The organism is Arthrobacter sp., assembly GCF_031179385.1.
Classification (GTDB): Bacteria; Actinomycetota; Actinomycetes; order Actinomycetales; family Micrococcaceae; genus Arthrobacter_D.
Genome location: NZ_JAPSHV010000104.1, coordinates 1 through 9,481, shown reverse-complemented (window position 1 = coordinate 9,481; position 9,481 = coordinate 1). Strand labels below are relative to the sequence as shown.

Genomic DNA, 9,481 nt, shown 5'->3' with positions numbered 1-9,481 from the left:
CCCTGGCAGCACAAGTACAGGTGCCTGCACGGCAGGCGCCTCGACCATAACGATGAACCGTTCTTCTGGCAGCACAGGTTCAACGCGTTCCTCGGCGTCCATTTTCCGGTACCCGGTGACGTCTTCGTGAACTCGCCGGTCTTTCGAACCAATGTCGCCTGCTTCGAGGGCGTATTGCTGCATTCCGACGTCGTCCGCGCGGTGGGGCTGCCCGACCCGCGCTTCTTCATCAACGGGGATGACACCACGTACGGCTGGTTGATTTCCCAGCGCGAGCCGGTTGTCTACCTCGACGAGTTCGTCCTGCGGAAGGCCCGTCCGCAGAAGCAGATCGACCTGGGCGTGCGGCACCTGAACGACTCGAGCAACCTTGGCCGGTACTGCGGCATGCGCAACCGCGGCCACCTGGCGAGGTACCTGATGGTGCACGGGCGTTATAACAGGTTCGGATTCGGCATCGGCACCGCGCTGACTGCCGCGAAGGAACTGCTGCGGCTCGTAGCTGTCGAGCGCACCCTGTCGGGGGTGGGGTCGCTCTGGAACGGATGGCGGCAGTCCCGGTTCCTCCTGCATGACCCCGATTGGCAACCTATGCCGGCGCTTGACCGTGGAACGGAGCGCACCGCATGACGTGGTCTGTTGTGGGTGGCAGCGGGTTCATCGGCGGCGCCGTCCTGACGTCGCTTCGTGCGGCCGGCGAGGCGGCGCGCCCTGTCGCCGCCCCGCGGGTCGCGTCGTCGGCGCGCACGCCGGGAGAGATTGCCGCTGAAGCGGACCGCCACTCCGACGTCGTGGAAGCACTCGCGCGGGAACTGGCCGGATCCACCGTGGTCGTGAACGCTGCCGGAGCCGCATCCCCCAAGAGCCCGGCGTCACCGGAGCTGACCGGGGCCAATGCGCTTCTGCCCGTCCTGGTCGCGCGCGCCTGCGCTGCCGCCGGGGTGAGACGGCTTGTGCACCTGAGCAGCGCCGCCGTACAGGGCCACCGACCGGTACTGGACGAGTCACCGGAAACAGAACCGTTCTCCCCCTACTCCCGCAGCAAGGCGCTCGGAGAGGAATCGCTCGCCCTGCTCAGCTCCGGTGCTCTGGAGGTTGTTTCAGTTCGCGCCACCTCCGTCCAGGGCGCCGCGCGCCCGACGACGGCGGCCCTGGCTCGGCTGGCAGCGTCGCCGCTCGCGTCGGTCGCCTCTCCCGGCACAGCGCCGAGCCCCCTCACCTCGGTTGATGCGCTGGCGGAACTGGTGCGGCAGGTGGGGCTTCATGACGGTCCAATGCCTGCCATCGTGCTGCAGCCCTGGGAAGGGATGACGGTACGAAGCGTGCTGGAAGCCACCGGGGGCACTCCCCTGGTGCTGCCGGCGCCGCTCTGCCGCCTGATCCTGCGCGCCGGGTACGGTGTCTCAGCACTGCTGCGGGAACGCCTGCACGGATCGATCCGTCGGGTCGAACTGATGTGGTTCGGCCAGGATCAGATTGCCGGATGGACCGCTGAGCAGCGCATCACGCTTCCTGCCAGGGTCAGTTCAATCCTTGAGGAGGCCGGGGCGCGTCGACGCGGTCCTCGCCGGGCTCCGTGATCCGGTCCGCGGCGGGGTCGTCGTCGTCGGTGGATGCGTCGTCGTCGGTGGATGCGCCCGGCTCAGCAGGCGCGCCGTCGTCGGTGGATGCGTCGTCGTCGCTGGTTCCAAGAACAATTCCCGGAACTACCGCGCGCATCTCCTCGAAGGAAATGGCCCCCTCGCGGACTATCACGGGCAGATCACCGGTGGTGTCCACAATGGTCGATGCGCCGGCATCGGCGGAGCGGGGACCGTCCTCGAGGTACACCTCCACGGCGTCGCCGAGTTGCTCATAGGCTTCGGCGGCAGTGGATGCAGCGGGGCGCCCGGTGCGATTCGCCGAGGAGACCGCGAGCGGGCCCGTCAGGATGAGCAGATCCAGCGCAACGCGGTCATTGGGCATGCGCAGGGCGACGGTTCCATAGGTGTCACCGAGATCCCAGGTCAAAGACGGCTGGGCGTGGCAGATGAGCGTCAGTCCTCCGGGCCAGAACTCCTCCGCGAGCGTGCGCGCCTCGAGGCTGATGTCAATGGCCAGCCCGTCCATTGTCTGCCTGCGCGGAATAAGGACCGGCGGCGGCATGCTGCGGCCCCTCCCCTTGGCTTCAAGCAGGGCAGCGACTGCCTGTGGGGAGAACGCGTCCGCGGCAATCCCGTACACAGTGTCGGTGGGAATCACCACGCACTGCTTTGCGGCAAGTGCCCGCTGCGCACGCGCAATTCCCTCGCTGCGCTCGGTGGGGTCTGAACACTCAAAAGTGGCACTCACGGCTGCCATCCTTTCATTTACTGCCTGCCCATGGCACATCGGTGCGAACTGCGGAGGTGGCCCGGTCCCGTCCGGTGAGGTCCTGATGCGTACGCACCGACGTCCAGGAAGGGTTTGCGCCCAAAATCCGGGACAGTGCCGCGGCTTGCACCTCGGCGTGTTCCATGACGAAGTAGCCGCGCGGCTTCAATAGACGTGCCGCTGCGTCGGCTGCGGCGAGGGGCAGCCGCAGTCCGTCGGCACTCCCACCGTACAGCGCGATCTCGGGATCATGCTCGGCCACCTCCGGATCACGCGGAACAGCCTCGGTGGGAATGTACGGAGGGTTGGATACCACGACGTCGAACGTCCCGTCGTGCTCACCCAGCGCCTTTGCGTAATCCCCTTTCACCAGCGTGACCGGCAGCGCAGCGAGATTGCGTTCTGCCCAGGCATACGCCAGATCGCTCAGTTCGACGGCGAACACCGTTGCGTCGGGCACCTCCTGCGCGATCGAACCGGCAATCGCGCCGGAGCCGGTACCGAGGTCCGCAACCCGCGCGCCGGGTACCACCCGGGCTGCATCGATGGCGAGCTGAGCCACCGATTCAGTTTCCGGACGAGGGATGAAGACGCCCGGTCCTACCGCGAGGTCGAGAGCCCGGAAGTGGGCAACACCGGTGATGTGCTGCAGCGGTACGCGCCTTGATCGCTCAGCCACCAGTTCGTCGTACCGTGCCGGCGCGTCGGCTCCGATCAGCGCGAGCGCCCGGACCCGGCCTACGCTCTCCCCCAGCAGATGGGCAGCGAGCAGCTCCGCGTCTGTCCGGGGACTGGGCACACCTGCGTCCGCCAGTGTCGAAGCAGCGTTTCGCAGGGCATCGGCGAGCGACTCCATGATGTTTAGCGTTGAAACTATGCGTCGTCGCCGATGGCGGCCAGGCGGGTCTGCTCGTCAAGCTCGATGGCGGACTGGACCACCGGTTCGAGTTCACCGTTCATGACGGCGTCAAGGTTGTACGCCTTGTAACCGGTGCGGTGGTCGGCGATGCGGTTTTCCGGGAAGTTGTACGTACGGATACGCTCCGAGCGGTCCATGGTGCGCACCTGGGACTTGCGGATGTCGGAGTTCGCGGCGTCGATCTCTTCCTGCTTGGCAGCCAGGATGCGCGAACGCAGCACGCGCATCGCCGCTTCACGGTTCTGGAGCTGGGACTTCTCGTTCTGCATGGCGACGACGATGCCCGTGGGAAGGTGGGTGATGCGCACGGCGGAGTCGGTGGTGTTCACGGACTGGCCGCCGGGACCCGAGGACCGGTAGACGTCGATCTTGAGGTCGTTCTGGCTGATTTCGACCTCTTCCGGCTCATCAACCTCGGGAAGTACCAGCACGCCGGCAGCCGAGGTGTGGATACGGCCCTGCGACTCCGTAACCGGCACGCGCTGCACCCGGTGCACGCCGCCCTCGAACTTCAGGCGCGCGTACACGCCCTCAGCGGGATCGTTGGATGAACCCTTGATGGCCATCTGGACATCCTTGTAGCCGCCGAGATCGGACTCGGTTGCGGAGATGATCTCTGTCTTCCAGCCGCGCGACTCGGCGTACCGGGTGTACATACGGAGGAGGTCGCCGGCAAACAGTGCAGCTTCGTCGCCGCCTTCACCGCCCTTGACCTCGATGATGACGTTGCGGGCGTCATTGGGGTCCCGTGGGATCAGCAACCGGCGGAGGCGCTCCTGGGCGGTGGCAAGCTGCTCTTCCAGTTCAGGGATTTCCGCAGCGAATTCCGGGTCATCGGCCATTTCGCGTGCGGCTTCGAGGTCGTCCTGCAGTGCGTTCCACCGGGTATGGGCTTCGACGATCCCACTCAGTTCGGCGTAGCGTCGGCCAAGCTTCCGTGCCAGTGACTGATCGGCATGTACGGCCGGATCGGACAGCCGGACCTGCAGGTCAGCATGCTCGTCGAGCAGGCCCTGAATGGACTCAAACATGGCAGACACAACCTCTTTCGGCTCCTTCGAGCCAGTCTAGATTAGGACGGTTTCGTCGTCCCGTTTCGGAGCGACGGTGGCTTAACGCGGGAAGCCGCTCGAGACATGCCGGCCAGGGAGTGGCTTCGGGCCTGTCGGAGCGCGGAGCGCGAGTCCGACAGGACGAAGCCTCCGCGCGCAGGGGCGGGGCCGGCATGTCTCGAACGGCTACTTAGCTAATCGTTGTCGCTCTTCGATCCCAGTGTGGTCTTCTGGACCTGCATGAGGAACTCGACGTTTGACTGCGTCTCCCGGATCTTGTTGGTGAGCAGCTCAAGTGCCTGCTGCTGCTCCAGCCCGGAGAGGACGCGGCGCAACTTCCACATGATCTTGACCTCGTCCGGAGAGAGGAGGTTCTCTTCGCGGCGGGTACCGGATGCGTTGACATCGACAGCCGGGAAGATGCGCTTGTCCGCGAGATTGCGGGACAGGCGCAGTTCCATGTTGCCGGTTCCCTTGAACTCTTCGAAGATCACTTCGTCCATCTTCGAACCCGTCTCAACCAGCGCGGTGGCGAGAATGGTCAGCGAACCGCCGTTCTCGATGTTGCGGGCTGCACCGAAGAAGCGCTTCGGTGGGTACAGGGCAGCGGAGTCGACGCCGCCGGACAGGATACGGCCCGACGCCGGAGCGGCCAGGTTGTAGGCACGTCCGAGGCGGGTCATGGAGTCCAGAAGGACGACGACGTCCATGCCCATCTCGACCAGGCGCTTGGCACGCTCGATCGAGAGTTCGGCCACGGTGGTGTGGTCATCGGCGGGGCGGTCGAAGGTGGAGGCGATGACCTCACCCTTGACGGTGCGCTGCATGTCGGTGACTTCCTCGGGACGTTCGTCGACGAGGACCATCATGAGGTGTACTTCGGGGTTGTTCACCGTGATCGCGTTGGCGATTGCCTGCAGGATCAGGGTCTTGCCGGCTTTCGGCGGCGAGACGATGAGTCCGCGCTGGCCCTTGCCGATCGGCGCCACGAGGTCGATGACACGCGGGCCGATCTTCTTGGGCTCCGTCTCGAGGCGCAGGCGCTCGGAGGGGTACAGCGGTACGAGCTTCGCGAAGTCGACGCGGTCTTTCAGCTCTTCGGGGTTCTTCCCGTTGACTGAGGTCAGGCGCACCAGCGCGTTGAACTTCTGTCGCGTGCTGTTCTGGTTCTCACCTTCGCGCGGCGCACGGATGGCACCGACGACGGCGTCGCCCTTGCGAAGTCCGTACTTCTTGACCTGAGCCAGGGAGACGTAGACGTCGTTAGCGCCCGGGAGGTACCCGGACGTCCGAACGAACGCGTAGTTCTCGAGGACGTCAAGGATGCCTGCAACGGGCAGCAGAACGTCGTCGTCGGTAACCTCGACGTCGTCGACATCGGGGTTCTGACTGCGGCCCCTCCGACGCTCGTTGCGGTCCCGGAACCGGGTGTTGCGATCTTCTTCGCGGTTGTTCCGGTTGCGGTTGCGGCGGTTGCGGCTGTTGCCCTCGTCGCGGCTCTCGTCGTTCGAGCGGCGCTCGTTGCGGTTGTCGCGGCCGTCCTCGCTAGAGCGGCGCTCGTTGCGGTTGTCGCGGCCGTCCTCGTTGGAACGGCGCTCATTGCGTCGCTCATTGCGGTCGCGGCGGTCGTTGCGGCGGTCTCCCTGGCCTTCGCCCTGTCCGTCCGCGGCTTCCGCGCTGTCGCCGCCATGTTCGGTGCTTTCAGCCTCGGGAGCTGGAGCAGCCTGGGTCTCTGCCTCTGCGCGTCGTCCACCACGGCGGCCGTCGCGGCTGCGGCGTCCGCGTTCAACGGTTTCGCCGTCAGTTGCTGCATTCTCCTGCGCCTGGCCGGCTTCAGCATCAACGGGCGCGGCATCAGCAGGCGCAGCCGTTGCCGGCTCGGCGGACACGGCGTCCTGCGTGGTCTGCTCGGTCTTGACGACCCCGTCGCTGCCGGCGCGCCGGTTGCGGTTGCGGGTGCGCGAAGGCCTCTCGGCAGGCTCCGATGCCTGTTCCTGCTCGGGCGCAGCGGCACCGTTCTGGACGGCGCCGTTGCGGGTGGCAGGCGCCGCGTCTTCCTGGACGGGAGCTGCTGCTGTTGTTGCCTTGGGTCGGTCCGCTACTGCCGAACCGCGCTGGTGGTCGGAGATTGCAGCCACCAGGTCGCCCTTGCGCATGCGGGAGCCCACGGAAATGCCTAGCTGGCCGGCAAGGGCCTGCAGTTGAGCGAGCTTCAGTCCGGCAAGCCCGGAACTCTTGGAAGCTGGTGCGCCGTTCGTCTCGGCGGCTTGAGTATCCACGCCTGTCGGCAGGTCAGTGGTTTGAGTCACGAAGGATTCCTTCCCCCTCGTCGGGCGATCCATCTCTGATGTGGATCGCGGTTTTGGTTTGCCCGCCGCCAAGTCAGAAGAGTTGGTAGCTAAGGTTTTCGGTGCTGACCGGATGCTCTCCGGTGGGGCCGAGCTGAAACCTCTAACCCCAGTGCGGAGCAGTCACCACGTGACGAGCTGCCGCATCAGGTTCTGGGAGGTACACCTGAGATTGAGCCACTGCTGACACACAGGCAGTTTCACGACGGTCACAGAATGTGACGGCCAGATCAACAGAAGCACATCTGAGTACGGAATTGCCTTCGTGATATCAATGCGTGATTAGCGTCAGCGATACAAGCTGGCTATTACCGTTGGTGCACCTTCACTTTAGCACCTTCTGTGTCAACGTTCAGCCGAAGAACACGCCATTCAACGCTGTCCTCTTCGGCGGCAACAATGCGCTCGACGGCCTCAATGACCGCCGATGCCTGTCCCTCGCCGACAGCGAGGGTCATGACGGTGGGACCGGCGCCCGAGATGACGGCAGCGAACCCTTCCGCACGCAGCGCCCGCATCAACGTTGCACTCTGCAGCATGGCCTGGGCGCGGTAGTCCTGATGCAGCAGGTCCCGGGTCCCTTCGAGAAGGAACTCCGGCGCTGTTGTCATCGCGTGCACCAGGAGTGCGGCCCGCCCTGCATTCGAGGAAGCGCTGTTGTGCGGAACAGAGGCGGGGAGCAATGCGCGGGCCGCCTCCGTGGACAATTCGCTGGCAGGAATGGCCACGACGGGCACCAGATCAGGGTGTACCGGAATGATGGTGCTCTTGTAGGCCCGGCCGGTTTCCCAGGACACCGCCAGCGATCCCAGCAGTGCCGGCGCAACGTTGTCAGGGTGCCCCTCAAGCGTGGAACACAGCTGCAGTACCGCTGGACCGTCCATCTGAGCGGACTCCGGCAGCAGTGCGTTGGCCGCCAGAACCGAGGAGACGATCGCAGCAGCCGAGGATCCAAGACCACGGCCGTGCGGAATGACGTTGCGGGTTTCGATCTCCAGGCCCGGACTTGAGAAACCCGCACGCTCAAGGGTGCCCAGTATGGTGGCGGCGACAAGGTGTGTCTCATCTCTGGGAAGGGTTTCCTCACCCTCCCCCGTGACCGTCACCGTCGTCGTGCCGGACTCAGTGGTCCGGACGAGGATTGAGTCGTACAGGGTAACCGCCAGGCCCAGGCTGTCGAAACCCGGACCCAGGTTGGCGCTGGTCGCCGGCACTTCGACCGACACCTCCTGCCCGGAAGCGACTACAGCTGCCGAGGTCACCGCCTGTGCTCCACTAAGCATCTGCCGGCTGGCCCACGTGCGCATCGGCGAGACCCAGCGCGCCGGCAACACTGACGACGTCGAACTCCACCTTGGTGGGCTCGACATCGGAGCCGTCCGCTGCCTTCAACGCCCACTGCGGGTCCTTGAGGCCATGGCCCGTCACAGTGATCACGATGGTCTTGCCCTGGGGCACCTCGCCGGCGGCGTGCTTCTTGAGCAGCCCGGCCACTCCTGCAGCCGAGGCGGGCTCAACGAAGACACCCTCACGGGATGACAGCCAGCGGTGCGCGTCAAGGATTTCCGTGTCCGTCACTGCCTCGATGAGTCCTCCCGACTCATCCCGCGCTGCAATGGCTTGCTCCCAGGACGCCGGGTTACCGATGCGGATGGCCGTGGCGATGGTGTCAGGTTCGGTTACGGGATAGCCCTTCACGAGCGGAGACGCGCCCTCGGCCTGGAATCCCCACATCACCGGAGTCTTGGTGGACACGGCGGGAAGCTCTCCGGCCGTCTGCGAGGTGTAAGGCTGTGAATACTCCTTATAGCCCTTCCAGTAAGCCGTGATGTTGCCGGCGTTGCCGACCGGGAGCAGGTGGTAGTCCGGAGCGTCACCGAGGAAGTCGACAACCTCGAACGCGGCGGTCTTCTGTCCCTCAATGCGGGCCGGGTTCACCGAGTTGACGAGGAACACCGGGTAGGACTCAGCGAGCTTCCGGGCGACCTCCAGGCAGTTATCGAAGTTGCCGTGGACCTGAAGCAACTCGGCTCCGTGCGCGATGGCCTGGCTCAGCTTGCCCATGGCGATCTTGCCGTCCGGGACGAGCACCGCGCAGGTCAATCCAGCCTGTGTGGCGTAAGCCGCGGCAGACGCGGAGGTGTTGCCGGTGGACGCGCACACGACTGCCTTGGCACCGGCCTCCACAGCGGCGGTGATGGCCATCGTCATACCGCGGTCCTTGAAGGATCCCGTGGGGTTCATCCCCTCAACCTTCAGGTACACACTGCACCCGGTCAGCTCCGACAGCGCCGGTGCGTGCACCAGGGGCGTTCCACCCTCACCGAGGGTGATCACCCGCGTCGATTCCGTGACGGGCAACCGGTCAGCGTATTCGCGGATTACTCCGCGCCATTGGTGAGCCATCAGACTCCCTCTACTCGGAGGACGGAGGTCACCGCGTTGATGACGTCAAGGTCCTGGATGTGTTTCACAGTCGCCGCCAGAGCGGATTCCGGCGCGCGGTGCGTCACGATCCGGAGTTCCGCACTGGCTGCACCGCCGTCGGCTGCTGGATGGATGGTCTGCCGCATGGTCTCGATCGACACGCCATGCTCGGCGAACAGGTGGGCGATCTTGGCGAGCACGCCCGGCTGGTCAGCGACGTCGAGCCCGATGTAGTAGCTCGTGTTGACCATGTCGATGCTCAGGGCGGGAACATGGCCGGTAGTGGTCTCGGTGCGTCCGGGACCACCGAGGACCATGCGCCTGGCCGAGCTGATCACGTCACCGAGGACGGCAGAGGCGGTGGGGGTTCCTCCTGCGCCCTG

The 9,481-nt window shown here is 65.5% G+C and carries 8 protein-coding genes and 1 pseudogene; 2 read left to right on the top strand and 7 right to left on the bottom strand.

From position 1 onward, the window contains the following. Together RIF85_RS12745 and RIF85_RS12740 are read left to right on the top strand one after the other, a co-directional pair. Window positions 1-630, top strand: a pseudogene (locus RIF85_RS12745) (glycosyl transferase); the annotation flags it as partial. After that, the gene (locus tag RIF85_RS12740) at window positions 627-1,580 is read left to right on the top strand and encodes an NAD-dependent epimerase/dehydratase family protein (protein WP_309072274.1); all 954 of its coding nucleotides are present in this window, start codon (window positions 627-629) and stop codon (window positions 1,578-1,580) included. The pseudogene RIF85_RS12745 and the gene RIF85_RS12740, both read left to right, overlap by 4 nt. On the opposite strand, the gene RIF85_RS12735 is transcribed toward RIF85_RS12740, so the two are convergent. The 7 genes from RIF85_RS12735 to RIF85_RS12705 form a co-directional block, all read right to left on the bottom strand. After that, on the bottom strand, window positions 1,522-2,340 hold the full coding sequence (locus RIF85_RS12735; protein WP_375164402.1) for an L-threonylcarbamoyladenylate synthase: 819 nt from the start codon (window positions 2,338-2,340) through the stop codon (window positions 1,522-1,524). The two genes, RIF85_RS12740 and RIF85_RS12735, sit on opposite strands and share 59 nt — an antisense overlap. Window positions 2,341-2,344: 4 nt before the next feature. Further along, entirely contained in the window at window positions 2,345-3,208 is an 864-nt protein-coding gene (prmC, locus tag RIF85_RS12730) for a peptide chain release factor N(5)-glutamine methyltransferase (RefSeq protein ID WP_309072272.1), read from the bottom strand. A gap of 17 nt (window positions 3,209-3,225) precedes the next feature. After that, a complete protein-coding gene (gene prfA / locus RIF85_RS12725) occupies window positions 3,226-4,302 on the bottom strand; it encodes a peptide chain release factor 1 (protein ID WP_309072275.1) in 1,077 nt (358 codons plus the stop codon). Between the two features lie 215 nt (window positions 4,303-4,517). Then, the gene (gene rho, locus RIF85_RS12720) at window positions 4,518-6,632 is read right to left on the bottom strand and encodes a transcription termination factor Rho (RefSeq protein ID WP_309072271.1); all 2,115 of its coding nucleotides are present in this window, start codon (window positions 6,630-6,632) and stop codon (window positions 4,518-4,520) included. A 347-nt stretch (window positions 6,633-6,979) separates the two neighbouring features. Next, the gene (thrB, locus tag RIF85_RS12715) at window positions 6,980-7,954 is read right to left on the bottom strand and encodes a homoserine kinase (RefSeq protein ID WP_309072270.1); all 975 of its coding nucleotides are present in this window, start codon (window positions 7,952-7,954) and stop codon (window positions 6,980-6,982) included. Then, entirely contained in the window at window positions 7,947-9,077 is a 1,131-nt protein-coding gene (gene thrC / locus RIF85_RS12710) for a threonine synthase (RefSeq protein ID WP_309072269.1), read from the bottom strand. The genes thrB and thrC overlap by 8 nt, the downstream gene beginning before the upstream one ends. Next, window positions 9,077-9,481 (bottom strand): ACT domain-containing protein (locus RIF85_RS12705; protein ID WP_309072268.1); only part of this gene is annotated, 405 nt, incomplete at its 5' end. The genes RIF85_RS12705 and thrC, both read right to left, overlap by 1 nt.

Excerpts from the sequence above, each read along its gene's own strand:
- thrC (WP_309072269.1), bottom strand. The coding sequence starts at position 9,077 with ATGGCTCACCAATGGCGCGGAGTAATCCGCGAATACGCTGACCGGTTG.
- prmC (WP_309072272.1), bottom strand. The coding sequence starts at position 3,208 with ATGGAGTCGCTCGCCGATGCCCTGCGAAACGCTGCTTCGACACTGGCG.
- RIF85_RS12735 (WP_375164402.1), bottom strand. The coding sequence starts at position 2,340 with ATGGCAGCCGTGAGTGCCACTTTTGAGTGTTCAGACCCCACCGAGCGC.
- RIF85_RS12740 (WP_309072274.1), top strand. The coding sequence starts at position 627 with ATGACGTGGTCTGTTGTGGGTGGCAGCGGGTTCATCGGCGGCGCCGTC.
- thrB (WP_309072270.1), bottom strand. The coding sequence starts at position 7,954 with ATGCTTAGTGGAGCACAGGCGGTGACCTCGGCAGCTGTAGTCGCTTCC.
- prfA (WP_309072275.1), bottom strand. The coding sequence starts at position 4,302 with ATGTTTGAGTCCATTCAGGGCCTGCTCGACGAGCATGCTGACCTGCAG.